The 19,724-nt window shown below is 46.1% G+C and carries 15 protein-coding genes, 1 tRNA gene and 1 pseudogene; 13 read left to right on the plus strand and 4 right to left on the minus strand.

Annotation, left to right across the window (positions count from 1 at the left end; genetic code table 11):
- Window positions 1–22 precede the first annotated feature (22 nt).
- A complete protein-coding gene (locus ACWJJ4_RS14670; protein WP_025852255.1) occupies window positions 23–925 on the minus strand; it encodes a LysR family transcriptional regulator in 903 nt (300 codons plus the stop codon).
- A gap of 145 nt (window positions 926–1,070) precedes the next feature.
- On the opposite strand from ACWJJ4_RS14670, the gene gltB reads away from it, so the two are divergent.
- The 3 genes from gltB (at window position 1,071) to ACWJJ4_RS14685 (ending at window position 7,470) form a co-directional block, all read left to right on the plus strand.
- Window positions 1,071–5,630 carry a glutamate synthase large subunit gene (gltB, locus tag ACWJJ4_RS14675; protein WP_454021755.1) on the plus strand — a complete coding sequence of 1,520 codons (4,560 nt, stop codon included), beginning with the start codon at window positions 1,071–1,073 and terminating at the stop codon, window positions 5,628–5,630.
- A gap of 16 nt (window positions 5,631–5,646) precedes the next feature.
- Window positions 5,647–7,128: a glutamate synthase small subunit gene (gene gltD / locus ACWJJ4_RS14680; RefSeq protein ID WP_003153838.1), complete on the plus strand. Its 1,482-nt coding sequence runs from the start codon at window positions 5,647–5,649 to the stop codon at window positions 7,126–7,128.
- 114 nt (window positions 7,129–7,242) lie between these two features.
- Complete coding sequence (locus tag ACWJJ4_RS14685; protein ID WP_146284503.1) at window positions 7,243–7,470, plus strand: hypothetical protein; 228 nt, start codon at window positions 7,243–7,245, stop codon at window positions 7,468–7,470.
- Window positions 7,471–7,496: 26 nt separating this feature from the next.
- Here ACWJJ4_RS14685 and ACWJJ4_RS14690 read toward each other — a convergent pair whose 3' ends face one another.
- Window positions 7,497–8,477, minus strand: a complete 981-nt coding sequence (locus ACWJJ4_RS14690; RefSeq protein ID WP_326362556.1) for a zinc-binding dehydrogenase — start codon at window positions 8,475–8,477, stop codon at window positions 7,497–7,499.
- A gap of 118 nt (window positions 8,478–8,595) precedes the next feature.
- Between ACWJJ4_RS14690 and ACWJJ4_RS14695 the strand changes: the two genes are divergently transcribed.
- From ACWJJ4_RS14695 to ACWJJ4_RS14710, 4 genes and pseudogenes are all read left to right on the plus strand, one after another.
- A complete protein-coding gene (locus ACWJJ4_RS14695) occupies window positions 8,596–9,462 on the plus strand; it encodes a LysR family transcriptional regulator (RefSeq protein WP_070081951.1) in 867 nt (288 codons plus the stop codon).
- Between the two features lie 51 nt (window positions 9,463–9,513).
- Window positions 9,514–9,729 (plus strand): annotated as a pseudogene (locus tag ACWJJ4_RS14700) (His/Gly/Thr/Pro-type tRNA ligase C-terminal domain-containing protein); the annotation flags it as partial.
- 61 nt (window positions 9,730–9,790) lie between these two features.
- The gene (locus ACWJJ4_RS14705; protein ID WP_003153841.1) at window positions 9,791–10,093 is read left to right on the plus strand and encodes an ArsR/SmtB family transcription factor; all 303 of its coding nucleotides are present in this window, start codon (window positions 9,791–9,793) and stop codon (window positions 10,091–10,093) included.
- A gap of 143 nt (window positions 10,094–10,236) precedes the next feature.
- A complete protein-coding gene (locus tag ACWJJ4_RS14710; RefSeq protein ID WP_326360866.1) occupies window positions 10,237–11,412 on the plus strand; it encodes an MFS transporter in 1,176 nt (391 codons plus the stop codon).
- 46 nt (window positions 11,413–11,458) lie between these two features.
- On the opposite strand, the gene ggt is transcribed toward ACWJJ4_RS14710, so the two are convergent.
- Entirely contained in the window at window positions 11,459–13,234 is a 1,776-nt protein-coding gene (gene ggt / locus ACWJJ4_RS14715) for a gamma-glutamyltransferase (protein WP_077722426.1), read from the minus strand.
- Window positions 13,235–13,476: 242 nt separating this feature from the next.
- Here ggt and ACWJJ4_RS14720 point away from each other — a divergent pair, with 242 nt between their 5' ends.
- From ACWJJ4_RS14720 to ACWJJ4_RS14730, 3 genes are all read left to right on the plus strand, one after another.
- The gene (locus ACWJJ4_RS14720; protein ID WP_003153848.1) at window positions 13,477–13,707 is read left to right on the plus strand and encodes an excisionase family DNA-binding protein; all 231 of its coding nucleotides are present in this window, start codon (window positions 13,477–13,479) and stop codon (window positions 13,705–13,707) included.
- Window positions 13,708–14,022: 315 nt separating this feature from the next.
- Window positions 14,023–14,568, plus strand: a complete 546-nt coding sequence (locus tag ACWJJ4_RS14725; RefSeq protein WP_003153850.1) for a site-specific integrase — start codon at window positions 14,023–14,025, stop codon at window positions 14,566–14,568.
- Window positions 14,569–14,610: 42 nt separating this feature from the next.
- Window positions 14,611–14,683, plus strand: a tRNA-Arg gene (locus ACWJJ4_RS14730).
- Window positions 14,684–14,828: 145 nt separating this feature from the next.
- Here ACWJJ4_RS14730 and ACWJJ4_RS14735 read toward each other — a convergent pair.
- Window positions 14,829–15,371, minus strand: a complete 543-nt coding sequence (locus ACWJJ4_RS14735; protein WP_015417595.1) for an IseA DL-endopeptidase inhibitor family protein — start codon at window positions 15,369–15,371, stop codon at window positions 14,829–14,831.
- 228 nt (window positions 15,372–15,599) lie between these two features.
- Between ACWJJ4_RS14735 and ACWJJ4_RS14740 the strand changes: the two genes are divergently transcribed.
- From ACWJJ4_RS14740 to dacB, 3 genes are all read left to right on the plus strand, one after another.
- Window positions 15,600–16,988, plus strand: a complete 1,389-nt coding sequence (locus ACWJJ4_RS14740; protein ID WP_454021756.1) for an MATE family efflux transporter — start codon at window positions 15,600–15,602, stop codon at window positions 16,986–16,988.
- A 114-nt stretch (window positions 16,989–17,102) separates the two neighbouring features.
- Window positions 17,103–18,071, plus strand: coding sequence for an aldose 1-epimerase (locus ACWJJ4_RS14745; protein WP_454021757.1), 969 nt, complete (start codon window positions 17,103–17,105; stop codon window positions 18,069–18,071).
- Between the two features lie 19 nt (window positions 18,072–18,090).
- Entirely contained in the window at window positions 18,091–19,566 is a 1,476-nt protein-coding gene (gene dacB, locus ACWJJ4_RS14750; RefSeq protein WP_146276904.1) for a D-alanyl-D-alanine carboxypeptidase/D-alanyl-D-alanine endopeptidase, read from the plus strand.
- The last annotated feature ends 158 nt before the right edge of the window (window positions 19,567–19,724 follow it).

Consider the following 19,724-nt stretch of genomic DNA (forward strand, 5'->3'; position numbering starts at 1 on the left):
TTTTGAAGCTCGGGTTTGTTTTTTATTGATATTGTTCAAGTTTGGAGAAAAATTGAATGACAAAATGATAGAAATCATTTGCAGACGGAGCCAGTTCTCTTCCTTCTGGTTTAATAATGCCTACGGTGCGCTTCACTTGAGGAAATTCAATCGGAATTTTGACCGTGAACCGGGGTGTGGTTTCTGCAAAGGTGCTTTCGGGTAATAAAGTAACTCCCATCCCCGCGGAGACTAATCCTTTAATGGCATCTAAATCCTCGCCTTCCGTCGATACAAGCGGCGCAAAGCCGGCCTGTCTGCAAGCGTCAATCGCCATGTTTCGGAGAATAAACCCTTCAGGAAATAAAACGAATTGGTCGCCGCGCAGATCAATTAAATGAATATTTTTCTGTTTGGCAAGCGGATGATGCAGCGGAACAAGCGCGTAAATCTTTTCCGTGAATAAGATATTGCCTGTTATGTCGGGGAATTCCGTCGGAACGGGGCCGAGCAGCGCAGCATCTATATCCCTGTTTCTTACCGCTTCGATTAAAAACTTATAAGAACCCTGGCGAAGCAAAAACTCAACGTTCGGGTATTCCTCTTTAAATGCCGAAATCACAGTCGGCAAAAGCTGGCTTGCAAGGCTCGTCGGAAATCCTATTTTGACGGTTCCGCGATTCGGATCAAGATATTCATCAATTTGTTCCTTCGCATAATCAATTGCTTTCATCGCCGTTTTAACATGTTCTAAAAATTGTTTGCCGATCGGCGTTAATTTAATATTTCTGCCTTCCCGTTCAAATAAAGTGACTTTCAGCTCTTCTTCAAGATTTGCAATCTGCCGGCTGATGGCGGATTGTGCGACATGCAGATGATCAGCCGCTTCTGACACATGTTCCCGTTCTGCTACCTCCATAAAATACCGAAGCTGGCGTAATTCCATTGCGTTCACACCCATCTATCTCATTTTGAGATGTATTTGATCTAAATTATATATTGTTTATATTGTTTTGAAAACTTACAATTAATTTAAAGTTGTCAGATTTTATGACCGATAATTAACGGAAACTGATCGGGGGAGAGGAATTATGACTTACAATCAAATGCCGAAAGCACAAGGTCTCTACCGTCCGGAATTTGAGCACGATGCATGCGGAATCGGCTTGTATGCCCATTTAAAAGGGAAACCTTCACATGACATTGTCAAAAAAGGACTGAAGATGCTTTGCCAGCTGGATCACAGAGGAGGACAGGGCAGTGATCCGAATACGGGTGACGGCGCCGGCCTGATGGTTCAGATCCCTGATGCTTTTTTTAAGAAAGAGTGCGGAGAAATGAAGCTGCCGGAAAAAGGCCGTTACGGGGTAGGAATGGTCTTTTTCTCGCAAAATGAAGAGGAAAGAAAAAAGATCGAAAAACAGGTGAATGCATTCATTGAGCAGGAAGGACAGATTGTTCTCGGCTGGAGAACCGTCCCTGTAAATGTCGGAAAAATCGGAACAGTGGCACAAAGCACTTGCCCGTATGTGCGTCAAGTATTTATCGGAGCCGCAAACGATTTGAAAGACAGCCTTGCTTTTGAACGCAAACTGTATGTCATCCGGAAGCAGGCGGAAAATTGGGGCGTTCAAGAACAGCTTGATTTTTACTTCGCAAGCTTGTCAAGCCAGACTATTGTTTATAAAGGGTTGTTAACGCCTGAGCAGGTTGACGCTTTTTATTTGGATTTGCAGGATGAAACCTTCGTATCTGCATTTTCACTCGTGCATTCAAGATTCAGCACAAATACCTTTCCTACTTGGGAACGTGCCCATCCGAACCGCTATCTGATTCATAACGGAGAAATCAATACGCTTCGGGGCAACATCAATTGGATGAGAGCGAGGGAGCGGCAGTTCGTTTCAGAAAGCTTCGGAGACGATCTTCACAAAGTGCTGCCGATTTTAAATGCTGAGGGCAGTGACTCATCCATTCTTGATAATGCGTTTGAATTTTTCGTGATGGCGGGGCGGAAACCGGCACATACGGCAATGATGCTGATTCCGGAACCATGGACGGAAAACACTCACATGTCTAAAGCGAAACGGGCTTTTTATGAATATCACAGCTCTTTAATGGAGCCGTGGGACGGGCCGACCGCCATTTCGTTTACGGACGGAAAACAGATCGGCGCCATCCTTGACCGTAACGGCCTGCGTCCGGCACGTTACTATGTGACAAAAGATGACCATATTATTTTCTCATCTGAGGTCGGCGTTATTGAAGTGGAGCAGGAGAACATTCTTCATAAAAAACGTCTGGAGCCCGGAAAAATGCTGCTCATTGACTTAGAGGAAGGCCGGATTATTTCAGATGAAGAAGTAAAAACAGAAATCGCCAATGAATTCCCGTATCAAAAATGGCTTGAAGAAGAATTGGTTCAAGTGAATCCTGACCCGGAAATCCGGGAAGAGGAACAATTCGATGATCTTCTCGTCCGTCAAAAAGCGTTCGGATATACGTATGAAGATATTCAGAAGTATTTAATTCCTGTTATTAAAGAAGGCAAGGACCCGCTCGGCTCTATGGGAAATGATTCGCCGCTCGCCGTTTTATCCGATCGCGCCCAATCACTGTTTCATTACTTTAAACAGCTGTTTGCGCAAGTCACAAACCCGCCGATTGACGCGATCCGCGAGCAGCTTGTGACCTCTACGGTGACATGGCTTGGAGCTGAAGGCGATCTGCTGCATCCGAGTGAAAGAAATGCACGCCGCATAAAATTGTATACTCCTGTATTATCAAACGAACAGTTTTATGCGCTGAAAACACTTGTGCACCCTGACATTAAGAGCCAGAACATCCGCACGCTGTTTTCCGATGACCTGGAAAAAGGCCTGAAGGATTTGTTTCAGCAAGCGGAAAAAGCGATCAAGGAAGGCGTATCTCTGTTAATTTTATCTGACAGGGCAATGAGTAGGGAATTGACGCCGATTCCGCCGCTTTTGGCCGTCAGTGCGCTGCATCAGCATTTGATCCGTCAAGGCCTGCGAACAAAAGCAAGCATTATCGTTGAATCCGGGGAAGCGCGTGAAGTTCATCACTTTGCGGCTCTCATCGGGTATGGTGCCGATGCTGTCAATCCGTATTTGACTTATGCTACGTATAAGCAGGAAATCGATGAAGGCCGGCTTGATATTCCGTATGAAGAAGCTGTCAGCAAATACGGAAAGAGCGTAACAGAAGGCGTCGTGAAAGTGATGTCAAAAATGGGGATTTCAACTGTGCAAAGTTACAGGGGCGCCCAAATTTTTGAAGCGGTCGGCATCGGTGAAGACGTTATCGCCAAATACTTTACCGGTACTGCATCTCAGCTTGGCGGAATCGATATTGAGACGATTGCGCAAGAAGCGAAACAGCGCCACCAAGCGGCGTACAAGGATGATTACAGCCAAACTCTTGATCCGGGAAGTGAATTCCAATGGCGGAACGGGGGAGAGCACCACGCTTTCAACCCGAAAACCATCCATACGCTGCAATGGGCCTGCCGAAAAAATGATTACAGCCTGTTTAAGCAGTATTCTCAAGCAGCGGATGAAGAACGAATCGGATTTTTACGCAATCTGTTCGCCTTCAAAGAAGACCGCAAGCCTTTAAAATTAGAGGAAGTTGAATCAGCTGCGTCCATCGTGAAACGTTTTAAAACAGGAGCGATGTCGTTCGGTTCATTAAGCAAGGAAGCCCATGAGGCTTTAGCGATAGCGATGAACAGGCTTGGCGGAAAAAGCAACAGCGGAGAAGGCGGCGAGGATCCGAAACGTTTCGTTCCGGATGAAAATGGCGACGACAGAAGAAGTGCGATTAAACAGATCGCTTCCGGCCGTTTCGGCGTAAAGAGCCATTATCTCGTCAATGCGGATGAATTGCAGATCAAAATGGCGCAAGGGGCGAAGCCGGGAGAAGGCGGTCAGCTTCCGGGGAACAAAGTATATCCTTGGGTCGCGGATGTCCGCGGTTCTACACCAGGTGTAGGGCTGATCTCACCGCCTCCTCACCATGATATTTATTCAATTGAAGATTTGGCGCAGCTGATCCATGATTTAAAAAATGCAAATCGAAGCGCGCGAATCAGCGTCAAGCTCGTGTCAAAAGCCGGTGTCGGCACGATTGCGGCCGGTGTGGCAAAAGGCACTGCGGATGTCATCGTCATCAGCGGCTACGATGGCGGAACGGGCGCATCGCCGAAAACGAGTATTAAACATACGGGTCTTCCGTGGGAGCTTGGTCTTGCAGAAGCTCACCAAACGCTGATGCTGAACGGCTTACGGGATCGCGTAGTATTGGAAACGGACGGTAAGCTGATGACAGGCCGAGATGTCGTGATGGCCGCCTTGCTCGGTGCGGAGGAATTCGGCTTTGCTACAGCGCCGCTTGTCGTTCTCGGCTGCGTCATGATGCGCGCCTGCCATTTAGATACATGTCCTGTAGGTGTCGCGACGCAAAATCCGGAGCTCCGCAAAAAATTCATGGGCGATCCTGACCATATCGTAAATTACATGCTGTTTGTCGCAGAAGAAGTGCGTGAATATATGGCGCAGTTAGGCTTTAAGACGCTTGATGAAATGATCGGACGGACAGACGTTCTTCATGTCAGTGAACGTGCGAAAGCGCATTGGAAAGCGGGACAGCTTGATTTATCCACACTGCTGTACCAGCCTGAAGGCATACGCACTTTCCGTACGGCGCAAAACCATAAAATCGACGAGTCGCTTGATATGACGGTTATTCTTCCGGCGGTGCAGGCTGCAATTGAAGCCGGTCAGGAAGCGGAAGCTGAAATCAAGATCAATAATACAAATCGCGTAGCCGGAACCGTGACGGGAAGTGAAATTTCTAAACGCTACGGAGCGGAAGGCCTGCCGGATGATACGATCAGACTTCATTTTACCGGATCAGCCGGACAGAGTTTCGGAGCATTTGTCCCTAAAGGGATGACGCTTCATTTGAACGGGGATTCAAATGACTACGTAGGCAAAGGGCTTTCAGGCGGAAAAATCATCGTGAAAGCGCCTGATGCCTTCAATTGTGAAACACACGATAACGTTATTATCGGGAACGTCGCATTTTACGGAGCAACAAGCGGGGAAGCGTACATTAACGGGCGCGCCGGTGAACGTTTTGCAGTCCGTAACAGCGGAGTCAATGTCGTTGTAGAAGGTATCGGAGACCACGGCTGTGAATACATGACAGGCGGCCGGGTTGTCGTCCTCGGCGAAGTCGGCAAAAACTTCGGGGCGGGAATGTCAGGCGGTATCGCATACGTCCTGAGTGAAGATGCCAAAGCATTTAAACGCAAATGCAACATGGAAATGATTTCATTTGAAAAGCTGACGGATGAGGCGGAGATCAAAGAAGTGCAAGAAATGGTCAAACGGCATGCGGCGCTGACAAACAGCAAAAAAGCCGCTGATCTCCTGGACAATTGGGAAAAAGCCGCAGAAACCTTTATCAAAGTCATTCCGAAAAACTATAAACAAATGCTCCTCAGCATCGAAGAACAAAAAGCGGCGGGTTTATCAGAAGAAGACGCAATTATGTATGCTTTTGAAGCCAATACAAAGGTTCAGCAAACGCCTGCCAAAGACCATAAACAAGCGGTAGTACAGTAAGAAAGGGGAGAGGAACATGGGGAAACCAACTGGATTCATGGAAGAAAAACGAGAAAAACCGGCTGAGCGGGACCCTCTCACTCGCTTAAAGGATTGGAAAGAGTATTCGGCTCCATTTTCAGATGAAGCGTCAAAGCGGCAGGGGGCGCGGTGTATGGATTGCGGCACACCGTTTTGCCAAATCGGCGCTGATATCAACGGTTTTACCTCCGGCTGCCCGATTTATAATCTGATACCGGAGTGGAATGACCTCGTCTATCGGGGGCGCTGGAAAGAAGCCTTGGAGCGCCTTCTGAAAACGAATAACTTTCCTGAATTCACAGGGCGGGTCTGTCCCGCTCCTTGCGAAGGATCTTGTACGCTGGCCATTTCAGATCCGGCTGTTTCAATTAAAAACATCGAGCGGACGATCATTGACAAAGGTTTTGAAAATGGATGGATTCAGCCGAGAATTCCAGCGAAACGAACAGGTAAAAAAGTCGCTGTCGTCGGTTCAGGCCCGGCAGGTCTGGCAAGCGCTGATCAGCTGAATCAAGCCGGTCATTCCGTAACGGTCTATGAGCGTGCCGACAGAGCCGGCGGCCTGCTGATGTACGGCATTCCGAGCATGAAGCTTGAGAAAAATGTCGTCGAACGCCGTATTAAGCTTTTGACGCAGGAAGGTATAGATTTTGTGACAAATACCGAAATCGGCGTCGACATAACGGCAGATGAGCTGAAAGAACAATTTGATGCCGTCATTTTGTGCACAGGCGCCCAAAAGCAGCGCAATCTGCTGATTGAAGGCCGGGAAGCAAAAGGCGTCCATTATGCGATGGACTATTTAACACTGGCGACGAAAAGCTATTTAGATTCCAACTTCAAAGACAAACAATTTATAGACGCTAAAGGGAAAGATGTCATCGTGATCGGCGGAGGAGACACAGGAGCTGACTGCGTGGCAACCGCGCTGCGTCAAAAAGCGCGCAGCGTGCACCAGTTCGGGAAACATCCTAAACTTCCTCAGACGCGCACGAACGACAATATGTGGCCTGAACAGCCGCACGTCTTTACCCTTGAATACGCCTATGAAGAAGCGCAGGCAAAGTTCGGCAAAGACCCGAGAGAATATTCAATTCAGACGACAAAAATGGTGGCCGATAAGCAGGGCCGCTTACAAGAGATCCACACCATCCAAATGGAAAAAGTCAGAAACGAATTCGGAAAGTATGAATTTCATGAACTGCCCGGTACAGAAAAAGTCTGGCCTGCTCAGCTGGTGTTCATCGCCATCGGTTTTGAAGGAACAGAACAGCCATTATTGAAACAGTTCGGTGTCGATTCGGCAAATCATAAAATTCAGGCGGCATATGGGGATTATAAAACGAATGTTGACGGTGTTTTCGCCGCAGGGGATGCGAGAAGGGGCCAAAGCCTGATTGTATGGGCGATTAATGAAGGCCGGGAAGCAGCGCGCGAAGTCGACAGTTATTTAATGGGGAGCACTGTTTTACCGTAAATAAAGGGGTTTATTTATAAAACCGGCTGGGATCAGCCGGTTTTTCGTATTGAAATGGAACCTCCTTCTTCTTGTATTGGTCATATAAGGGTAATGTGGAACTGGAAGATAAATATGGAATTTTGTTTTACAGAGCGGAGAGATTGTTTTCTTCCGCAGACTGATACGATTTGCAAGCCTTGCGCAGTCGATCGCGGTGCTGCTGACGGCGGAAGTCATCGCCGCCGTTTATTATTAAAAAACGTGACGGGCTCTGTGTGTCTCCAGTCGATTTGCGGGCAGATTTTAATCGATGAAGAACAACATTTTGAATTTCAAGCAGAAACGCTTATAAACAAATAAGGGAACGGACGGGTCCGCTCCTTTTTTTAGACATCTATACGAAAGCCGATATTGCCGAACTGCCGTCCTTCCCGCATCCTGTTAAAAGCGGCAGCTGCTTCACCGAGAGGGTACATGCGATCGATAATGGGACGGATGCCGCAGCGGTTTATCAATTCCAGCATATCCGCGAATTCCTCATTGCTTCCCATTGATGTACCGAGAATATGAATCTGCGGAAAAAACAGCGAGCGAATGGGAAATCCGAGCTGATCGCCTGAACTGGCGCCGAATGTTACGATCCGGCCATTCGGTTTAATAATGTCAAGATAGTGTTGAAATAAGGCGGGGCCTACACCGTCAAGTATGATATCTGCTTTTTCGCCATTCAGCGCCTCATTCCAGTCACCGTAGCTGTCAATCGCCCGGTCTGCACCGTATGACAGTGCGGTTTGTTTTTTGTTTTCACTGCGGGAGGTGACGCTGACTGTCGCTCCGATAGCTTTTGCCATGAATAAGGCGTATGTTGCCACGCCGCTTCCGATGCCCGGAAGGATAAGGTGTTCGCCTTTTTTTAATTGTCCTTTTGTAAATAAGGCGCGATAAGCGGTTAATGCTGATAACGGCAGGACGCCCGCTTCCTCCCAAGTCAGGTGTTCGGGTTTTAAAACGGCATTTTCCGCAGGAACGATGACATAAGGTGAAAATGTTCCGTCGCTCGGACCGCCTAAAATATCAGGGACGGCTGGTACGTCCTCAACAGTCTTCCAATTCAGCACCGGGTTGATGATGACTTCTGCATTCAGTAAATGAGACCGGACGCCGTGTCCTATTTCGGTTACGATTCCCGCGCCGTCTGAACCGAGAATAAATTCATGGTTTCCGGTTTCGTGTTTTTTTATTAAAAACAAATCACGATGGTTTAATCCGGCTGTTTTCAGCTTTATTTTTACTTCGCCGTTCCCCGGCCTTTTGTCAGGTGCCTGCCTGAAATCAAAGCCATTTTCGTGTATGATAAGGGCATTCATCATTCTTCTCTCCTTTATGATTGATGAGAAAAATTTTACAGGCTGTATCAGCTGCAGTAAATAAATGAAAATTGATAGCCGGCTATCAATAAAAATCATAGCAAGAAGGTGCCCTTACATGGAAAGCGGAGACTTAAAGATTTTTCAGGCTGTCGCCCGCAAAGGAAGTATTTCAAAGGCGGCAGAAAGCCTGCATTATGTTCAATCAAATGTGACAAACCGGATTCAGCAGCTGGAACGGCAATTGCAAACACAGCTTTTTTACCGCACAAATCGGGGAATGACGCTGACGCCAGCAGGTGAAAACTTATTAAAAGACGCAGACAGAATCCTTCAATTGCTGCATGAGGCGCAAAAAACGGCGCAAGAGGCAGGCGATCCGAACGGCCCGCTTCGAATCGGTTCTCTTGAAACGGCGGCAGCCGTCCATCTCCCTCAATTTTTCACGGAGTATTGCAGCCGCTATCCGAAAGTACAGCTGTCGCTGTCAACCGGTGATACACATACCTTAGTGCAGCGCGTTCTACACTATGAGCTGGACGGCGCTTTTGTTTACGGACCGGTCGAATATGAAGATCTTGAGCAAGACGCTGTATTTCAAGAAGAATTGGTCTTGGTTTCAAATAAGCGGGAAGGCAGTTTGCAAGACTTGCTGCGAGAGCCGATTCTGTATTTTGCCGCGGGCTGTTCGCACCGCCGCAAAATAAAAAACATACTGAAAGAAGAGGCAGTGCCCGCACATAAAATCATTGAATTCGGTACGTTGGAAGCCATTATTGGGGCGGTGCAGGCGGGGATGGGGGTCTCCTTTCTGCCTGCATCAGCCGTCCGTTATTTTCAAAACAGGAAAAATCTTTTTCTTCATGAGCTTCCTGAACATTTTCGGAATATGAATATATCATTCATCTACCGGAGTGATTTATTTTTGACATCGGCGTTTGAAGAACTGCTGAATGGATTAAAAACATTATCGAACGGAAAATGAGAAAACAGAACAGCTGTGTACGCCAATTTTTTTCGTTCCGGTTTTCTCAAAAAGAAAGCGGGTATCCGGGCTGAGCTCGATCAGCGTGATGAAAAACTTGGCTATAAAATCAGAGAAGCACAAATGAAAAAAATACCGTATATTGCGGTTGTGGGAGATCGAGAGTGCCGCCATCATTCTGTACATGTAAGGCAATACGGGCGGGAAAACACATTTGAAGAGAATGTGAGTGATTTTATTTCCCGGATCATAAGAGAGACAAAATAAAAAATAGAGATTCAAGAAAAATAACATTGACATATCGTAAAATCACGATATAATAAAGCGTATGAAACCTATTGATGTTTTTAAAGCGTTGTCTAATGAGTCACGGCTTGAGATTTTACAATGGCTGAAAGAGCCGGACCGTCACTTCGCACCGCATGATGGCATTGATATGAATGAGATCGGAGTATGTGTCAGCCAGATCACCGATAAGCTTCAGATGACACAGTCAACGGCGTCTCAATATCTTTCCATTCTTCAGCGGGCAGGCCTTATCCAAACAAAACGGATTGGCAAATACACCTATTATAAAAGAGATGAAGATGCGATAAAGGCGATGGCCGATTATTTTCAGCGCGAAATGTAGGGCTGAATCCTTTAGAAGAGGGATTCAGTTTCTTTTTCCGACTACACATCGACATATTGCGATTTGTTTCTGTTTGTTCAATTCTTTATATCGATATATCACAATATATCTTTATATAAATCATCAATGAAGGAGTGTGTCAGGTGCAAAATACCTGGAAGATTTACATTTTGGCAATTATCAGCTTTTTAGTGGGGACGTCTGAATATGTGATATCCGGGATGCTTGATAAAATTGCAGGTTCCTTGGGAGTTACTGTGGCAGCAGCAGGGCAGCTGATTACGATTTTTTCACTTGTTTATGCAATCGGAACGCCTGTCATGATGGCCCTTACAGCAAAACTGGACAGAAGGAAGCTCATGATCTATGCTCTTGGATTGTTTGTAATCGGAAATATCATTTCATTTCTCGTACAGGGATACGGCTTATTTGCGGCAGCCCGGGTGATCATGGCGCTTGGAGCAGGAACTGTGGTGGTCACCGCGCTTACGATCGCAGCAAAAATCGCTCCCCCGGGAAAACAGGCAAGTTCTCTCGCAACCGTCATTATGGGGTTTACGGCGGCGCTCATTATCGGTGTTCCGATCGGAAGAACCGTGTCTGAAGCTTTCGGCTGGAAGGTGGTTTTCGCCGGAATTGCGGCAATCGGAATCATTGCTATGCTTATTATACGTTTCGCGTTGTCTGAGATAAAAGGAGATAAACCGGTGCCGCTCATTCAGCAATTTTCTCTTTTGAAGAAACGAAAGGTGGCTGTCGGGCTTGCCATTACGTTTTTTTGGCTCGGAGGCTATTCGGTTGCGTATACGTACCTTTCTCCGTATTTACTGAACGTCACTCATATCGGCAGCGGAATACTGAGTACATTGCTGCTTATTTTCGGTGTTGCAAGTCTTGCCGGTTCTAAAGCAGGCGGTTTCAGCGCAGACAAATGGGGGGCGCGTATGACATTAACCGGCGGAATGGCGCTTCATGCTATCATGCTCATGTTATTGCCGTTTGTCACACATTCTGCTTTCGGAGCGGCGGCAGTGCTTATTTTTTGGTCCTTCGCCGCCTGGTCATCAGGACCTGCTCAGCAGTATCATTTGGCAACGATGGAGCCTGAATCATCGGGTGTATTACTTGGCCTCAACCAGTCCGTGATGCAGCTGGCTATGGCGGCCGGGGCGGGCATCGGGGGCCTTGTTGTCACTCATCTGTCTCTTGCGTCAGTGACATGGATCGGATCAGCGGGTGTTGTCATCGCGATGTGCAGCGTGCTTTCACTTGCCTCGTTAACATCTGAAAAACCCTCATCTGAATACAGTGCAGAATAAACAAAAGCCTCATTTCTCAGCTTGAGAAACGAGGCTTTTTGTCTAGTTATTTTTTATATTGTTTCAAGTTTACGCCGATTGCGGCTCCGTTTCGGCTTGAGTCGGCAACTCCGGTGAAGGTGCCGTTTTCACGGTCGATCAGGATGCTTTGCACATTACCGATATCAACCGGGCTGCTGCCGAATTTATGCCCCATTTCGTTCAGTTTTGTGCGGGCTTCTTCCGGCACTCCTTTTTCATATCGATAGGATGTCATGCTGTTTGTGTAAATTCTCGGCTCTTCGACCGCCGCTTTCAGATCCATGCCGTACTCAACTTTGTTCAGGATCGTTTGCAGGACGGAAGAAATAATCGTTGCTCCGCCGGGAGAGCCGACAGTCAGGACAGGTTCGTTATTTTTGAATAAAATAGTCGGAGTCATGCTGCTGAGCGGACGTTTATTCGGCTGCACTTCATTTGCGCCGCCAGGTACCGCATCGAAGTCTGTTAACTCATTATTCAACACAACGCCGTATCCGGGAACCATAATGCCGGAACCGAACAGCTGTTCAATCGTTGTCGTATAAGATACGACATTGCCGAAGCGGTCAGTTACCGTGAAGTGAGTCGTTTGGCCTTCTTGTTTGTCAGTCGGCTGCTTCACTTGTTTATAGTTTGCAGAACCTTCCTGATAGGCCCAAGGGTCGCCGGCTTTCGGTTTTTTATTGACTTTATCAATATCTATCAGCTGTCTGCGGGCATTGATATAATCTGGATTCAAGAGGCCTTTGAGAGGGACGTTGACGAATTCTGGATCCCCGGCAAATGCGGCGCGGTCAGCATAAGCCAAATGCATCGTTTCTGCGAGAAGCTGATATTTTTGCCAAGAACGGATATCATATTGAGAAAGTTTAAAATCATCCAGGAGGTTCAGCATTTGCAACAGGAAAACACCGCCCGAGCTTGGAGGAGGAGCAGTTGCGATATGATAGCCCTGGTAATCTCCCCAGATCGGTTCGTCAATCGTCACATTGAAGTTTTTAATATCTTTTTCTGTCATTGAGCCGCCGAATTCCTGCACTGTTTCCGCAAGCTTTTTGGAGAATGCACCGTCATAGAATGCTTTTGTGCCTTTGTACTTAATAGCTGTAAATGTTTTGGCTAAGTCTTTTTGGATGAGTGTGTCTCCTTCTTTCAGAGGTTCTCCGTCCGGAAGAAACACGTCTTTTGCAGCGGTGTGTGATAATTTGTCTTTATAATCTGAGATGGCATCAGCTAAAACCGAATCGATCGGAAAGCCTTTTGAGGCAAGTTTAATGGAAGGGGTGATGAGTTGTTTCATGGAGCGTGTGCCCCATTTGTCGAGCGCTTTTTCAAGTCCTTTTAATGTTCCCGGAACACCGACTGCAGTCCCTTTAGTAACGCGTTCGGAGAAAGGGATGGCTTTGCCGTTCTCGTCAAGGAACATATCCGGTGTTGCGCCTGCCGGTGCGCGTTCCCGGCTGTCGATAATGGTGGTGTCTTTCGTCTTCGCATCATAAACCATCATAAATCCGCCGCCGCCGATTCCCGACATCATAGGTTCAGTTACGTTTAATGCGAATTGAATGGCGACCGCGGCGTCAACTGCATTGCCGCCTTTTTTCAGCACGTCGGCACCGATTTGTGAAGCGAGAGGATGGGCGGTGGCAACCATGCCGTCTTTGCCGACATCTACCTGTTTGTAGTCGTCATAGGAAAACGGGTGTTTCTTAGCCTGAGCGTGATAAGGGATGCTTCCGGCCGCGAGCAAAGTACTGAGCAGAACGATAAAACAGAGATTCATAAACTTTTTCTTTTTCATAGTCTGCCTCCTTTGTTTTCCGCTTACAATTATAGAGTAAGTAAAATGTGCTGTTTTCACAAGTGACAAACGGAATAGTCCGGTGCGCAAAAAGCCGGAGTTTCTGTGTGAATGTAATCAGTCGCAAATAGGCTAAATGGGAAACCGGACAGAAAAAGCTGTGAAACAAGCATAAAGACAAAAAATAAGCTACAATAAACAAAACAGAATTCACTCCATGACATATGAAAGGAACGTGAGCCATGTATTTAACGATCAAAGAGACAGCTGAGTTTACCAGTCTTCCTGAAGAATATGTGCACAATCTTGTTTTGACGAATAAAATAAGGGCCGTACATGACGGACAGCAATATTTAATCAACAAGGAACAATTTCAAACCCATCTCGAACAGCTGGAAAAATATAAGGAAATGATTCAAGAGTTTTTAAATGAGCCGCTTCCTGAAGACATTGATGTAAAAGATGAAGACTAGGACACAATTTCATATTGTGTCTTTTTTTTTCATTTTTTTCGGTTGCTCACAAAAAAACGAATGCTCAGATTTCGTTTTAAGGACGTTGTTTTTCTTTTTTAATACCGTGAGTATCTATTGATTTAAAAGCCCGCCACCGGGTCGAAAATGATGTTTTTGAAGACTTCGATGAAACTGCATGCCTTATTCCCCTTATGTAACACTATGTATATTATGTTACATAAGGCCCTTTATCCTTTATCATTCAACAGGTTTCGGCTATAATAGTAACATAATACTCAATATGTTACTTTACTAATTATAAGGGGTTTTTTGATGCATATCGTACAGCCGATCCGAAGTTTGGAGAAGATCCAGGAAGTCAAACAGTATTTAATGAAGAAAAGTGATCGTGATTATTTTTTATTTATTTTCGGCATGAACAGCGCACTGCGGATTTCTGATGTTCTGCCGCTTCGCGTGAGGGATGTAAGGAACAAAGACCATGTGTGGGCAACCGAAAGCAAAACGAGAAAGAAAAGAAAAATTCTGATACTGGAGTCTTTAAAGGCCGACATTTACGCTTATACAAAAGACATGAAAGAGGATGACTATTTGTTTAAATCGAAACGGACGAATAAGCCCATTTCCCGGATTCAGGCATACAGAATATTAAAGGAAGCGGCAGCCGCTTGCGGATTGGAGGAAATCGGGACGCATACGCTTAGAAAGACGTTCGGGTATCATTTTTATCAGAGGACAAAAGACATTGCTGAACTGCAGAGGATTTTGAATCATTCTTCTCCGTCTATTACAATGCGTTATATCGGAATAGATGAAGATACGACGAGAGCCGCCTATAAAGTGTTCGGAGGGCTGTAGGCTTGAAAAAAACGGCCGCCAGCGTTACTATAATAGAAGCAGGCTCTAGTAGCACAGCGGATAGTGCAGCAGTTTCCTAAACTGCAGGTCGGGAGTTCGAATCTCTCCTAGAGCGTTTTTTGTATAAGATAGGCGCAGATTAATAATGTCGGCAAAAAAGAAAACCCCTTGTTATACAAGGGGTTTTTGAGTTTAATATTTTGCAAGAACCTGGTGGAAATGATGTGAAAAAAGCCCGCTGTAAGCAAGCGGGCTTTTTCTTATATGACAGCATCAAATTGATTAACTTTCCAAACGTTGTTTTCTTTTACGAATGTTACATCGCGTTTTGCTGACGGGGAACCGTCAAGAGTCGGTACAGTGAAGCGGTATGTTTGAACGCTTCCTTTTTTAGAAAGAAGAGTCATTTTTGCTTTTTTCCAATTCAGGAGGTTATCTCCGTCGCCAACCGGAACAGCCAATTTGCCGTCTTTTACAGTGAAGTGGTAATCTTTGAGCCCTTTGTCAATCGCTTGCTTTGTAAAAGCGGGTGTCAGATATTTTACGGCTTTCGCTTTTGTTCCGAGGTCTTTGCACATAAAGACGTATTGAAGATTTTGATATTCAAACGGTTCAGATGTGCAGTTTGCGTTTGATTTAAGCGCACCGCCGCTCATCGTGTTCCAGAAATGTTCTCTCGCTGACAGGGCCAGCTGAAGTGCTTGTTTTTGTGTAAGGTCATTAGATGCATTTTTTGCGGTCGCCGCAGTGCCCAATGACAGAATCAATGTAATAGTAGTGAGGAATAATAGCCATTTTTTCATGATATAATCTCTCCTTCAATCAATCTCTTTCTCTTATGTTACAAATGTTACAATAATTACGTTAAGATTACAATACCTTTTCAGAAATATTTTCCGGACTTTTTATTTTTATGGTTTATTTCCATGTAAGACGTGAGAAAAAGATAAAGAGTTTCATTGAACAAAAGGTTTTTACAAGCTGTCTGCTGAATAATAAAATGGAAGAAAATCAAAAAAGGAGTCCTACATATGGAAGTACAAGATCATTTAGAAACAGCGGAAGGCCGCGGCCAGTCTGTCTGGCGATCGATGTCACTGTTTTTAGTGCCGCTGCTTTTAAGCAATGTATTGCAATCTGTCGGCCAATTGGTCGGAATGGTATTTGTCGGAAGGTGGCTCGGAGTTGATGCGCTTGCCGCCGTATCGTCTTTTTTTCCGCTGTTTTTTCTGCTGATCTCCTTTACGATCGGAATCGGTTCGGGAAGTTCCATTCTGATCGGGCAGGCTTACGGCGCGAAAAACGAAGAGAGGATGAAGGCGATTGTCGGCACTACACTGACTTTTACCTTTATGCTCGGTGTTGTTCTGGCAGTTGTCGGCAGTGTGTTTACGCTTGATATTCTGCGGCTGATGGGAACGCCGGAAAACGTAATAGATGTCAGTGTCCGATATGCGCGCATTTTGTTTTGCGCAATGCCGCTGATGTTTTTATATTTTGCGTATACGACATTTTTACGCGGAACGGGAGATTCAAAGACTCCGTTTTATACGTTAATCGTCAGTACAGTCATAAACATCGGGCTCTTGCCCTTATTGATTCTCGGGCTTTTCGGACTTCCGAAGTTCGGCATTTACGGTTCGGCGTATGCAACCGTGATTTCAAACATCGTGACATTTATCGTACTCATGGTTTATTTGCGGAAAAGGAAACATCCATTGGCATTTGACCGGACTGCGCTCCGTTCTCTTAAAATGGACAAAAAGCTGCTCACGCTTTTACTCCGTCTCGGGATTCCGTCGAGCATCAATATGATTCTCGTGTCACTTTCTGAAATTGCGGTCATTTCATTTGTCAATCATTACGGATCAAACGCGACGGCTGCTTACGGGGTTGTCAACCAAGTGGCGAGTTATGTGCAGATGCCGGCGGTAAGCCTCGGTATCGCCGTTTCAATTTTTGCCGCCCAATCCATAGGAGCTAATCAATTCGGCCGGCTGAAGCAGGTCATCAAAGTCGGGATCGGCCTGAATTATTTGATCGGCGGGGTTTTGATTGTGCTGATTTACACCTTCTCCCGGCAGATACTGGCTTTGTTTTTAACCGATCAGGATACACTCCGCATTGCCCGCAATCTGATTATGATTACCCTTTGGAGCTATTTGATTTTCGGTCACGCTCAGATTGTTTCAGCAACAATGCGGGCGAGCGGTACGGTGTTATGGCCGACGATTATCAGCATTTTTACGATTTGGGGAATTGAAGTGCCTGTGGCCTTTATTCTTTCTCATTATACGAATCTCGGCATTCTCGGCATTTGGGTCGGTTATCCGGCGGCTTTTGTCGTCAGCCTGCTGCTGCAATACGGATATTACCGGTTTGTATGGAAGAAAAAACAGATTACCCGGCTGATTCAATAAGGTTTTACCGCACATCGCTCAATTCATACGGGCGATGTTTTTTTAGAGAAGGAAAATGAGTTTAGAAAATGGAATTCCTATACATGCTAGAAAACAAGGAAAGGGCAGGTGCTTATGACGATTGAACATACGACTTATTTAGGAGTTTCAGCCATAAAAGCGGAGACTGATCAGGCTGAATGCATCATTGTGCCGGAGTGGGGATCAAATGTCATATCGCTTCGGGATAAAAGAACCGGTATGCAGCTTCTGAGAGAACCGGAAACTGCGGAGGAATTCCTCAAAAAACCGATGCTGTACGGCATTCCCGTTTTATTCCCGCCGAACCGGATTACGGACGGGACGTTTCGTTTTGACGGGCGCGCGTATCAATTCGAGATAAACGAAGAGGATAAACATAATCATATTCACGGCTTTCTTCACAATCAGCATTGGAAAGCGGCGGCAGCGAGAGAAGAGGGCGATGGAATGACAGTCGAAACAGAAATTGATCTTTCAAAGATTCCCCGTGTTCATAAACAATTTCCGCACGATGTCATTGTCCGGATGACCTATACATTAAAAGACAATGTGTTTACGCAGCGGGCGCTGATTATGAATAAGGGAACGGAGGCTTTTCCTTGGGGGCTAGGCTATCATTCCACATTTGTTTTCAATGAAGAGCGATCCCGTCTATTTTTGACGGCTGACCGCATGTGGGAATTAAATGAACGTTTCGTACCGACAGGCCGTTTATTGGATGTGCCTGATAAAGAAGCGTTCCGTCACGGGATGTCTTTGAAAAATAAACAGTTTGACGATGTTTTTCTTTCTTCCGGACGGAATGGCGGCAATAACGAAGCTGTTATTTATCATCCGAATGAGAAATTATCCGTTTTGTATCAAGCGGACACGTCTTTCAAGCATTGGGTGGTATATAACGGCGACGGAAAGCAGGGGTTTGTCAGTCTTGAGCCTTATACTTCCGTTACAGATGCTTTTAATCTGAATCAGCCTGCATCACTGACAGGGCTTCAGATTCTGAAACCGGGCGAAGAAGCGGCTGCGTCATCCAGGATCACCATTTTGCATGACGAAGAATAGGAAAGAGGCGGGGATAACATTGAAAACATATGTGAAACGCTTGTGCGCGGTGATTCTGCTTTTGATCATTGCCGAAGTTCCTTATATTGATGATGCGGCTAAGGCGGCTGAACAAAAAAATACTTTGCAAAAAGAGCTGGAACACATTCTGGATGAAGAACCCGCTTTAAAGGGAGCTTCAGCGGGCGTCAGTGTCCGGTCAGCAAAAACAGGGGAGGTGCTGTTCGGCAGCCGGGAAGATATGCGGCTGAGGCCTGCATCATTGATGAAACTGCTGACGGCATCTGCGGCGCTTTCCGTTCTCGGAGAAGATTACACCTTTAAGACAGAAGTACGGGCAGACGGCGCCGTGAAAGGAAAACAGCTGCGCGGAAACCTTTATCTCAGGGGAAAAGGCGATCCGACCCTATTGGCTTCTGATTTTGAGAAGATGGCTAAACAAGTCAAAGCCAGAGGCATCCATTTCATTAAAGGAGATCTGGTCGGGGATGATTCGTGGTATGACGATACCAGGTATTCAGTTGATCTTCCGTGGAGTGATGAAGGCCAATATTATGGCGCGCAAGTATCAGCTCTTACCGCTTCCCCAAATGAAGATTATGATACCGGAACGGTGATTGCTGAAATCACCCCGGCGAAACAGCCCGGTAAAAAGCCGCGCATTTCGATTTCTCCCCATACGGACGTCGTTCGTGTGAAAAATGAAGTGAAAACCGTCGCTTCTGATGAAAAGAAAGAATTGACGGTTGAACGGGAGCACGGTGGCAATGTGATTACGATAAAGGGAACCATACCTGCCGGCTCGTCAAAGGCAAGAGAATGGGCGGCAGTGTGGGATCCGTCGTCCTATGCTTTAGATTTATGGAAACAAGCGCTTACTAAACAGGGTATAACTGTAAAAGGGAAAATCAGAACAGGGCGAATGCCGCACCGCACCCAGCTTGTCACATCACGGACATCCATGCCTCTTTCAGAATTATTGATCCCGTTTATGAAACTGAGCAACAACGGGCACGCCGAAATTCTGATCAAGGAAATGGGAAAAGTGAAAAAAGGGGAGGGCAGCTGGGAAAAGGGCTTGGACGTGATGAAATCGGAGCTCAAATCGTTCGGGCTGAATCCGGATGAATTGATTGCAAGAGACGGATCCGGCGTTTCTCATATTAACGGCGTATCCGCCGGCCAAATCGGAGAGCTTTTGTATGCGGTTCAGAAAGAAAAGTGGTACCCGGCTTTCCTTCGTTCGCTCCCTGTCGCCGGTGCAAGCGACAGAATGACGGGAGGCACTCTTCGGAACCGGCTGAAGAATACTCCGGCAGAGGGCAAAATTAAAGCGAAAACCGGGTCACTAACATCAGTCAGTTCGATTGCCGGCTATGCAGACACAAAAACAGGAGATACGCTTATTTTTTCCGTGCTTCAAAACGGGCTGCTTGACGAAGATGACGGCAAAGACATTGAAGACAAAATCGCAGTCGTGCTGGCAAATCAATAAGAAGGGCCGGATCCTTAGAGGGTTCGGCTTTTTTTGATGTCTGTAAAACATTATATTGCGATTATGAATCAATCTTTTCAAAAAGTAATATCGCAATATACTTCCTTTTTTTTACATACTACTTTCTTACTTGTTCACCGATTTTTCATTTTCTAACA

The organism is Bacillus sp. JK62, from assembly GCF_053663455.1.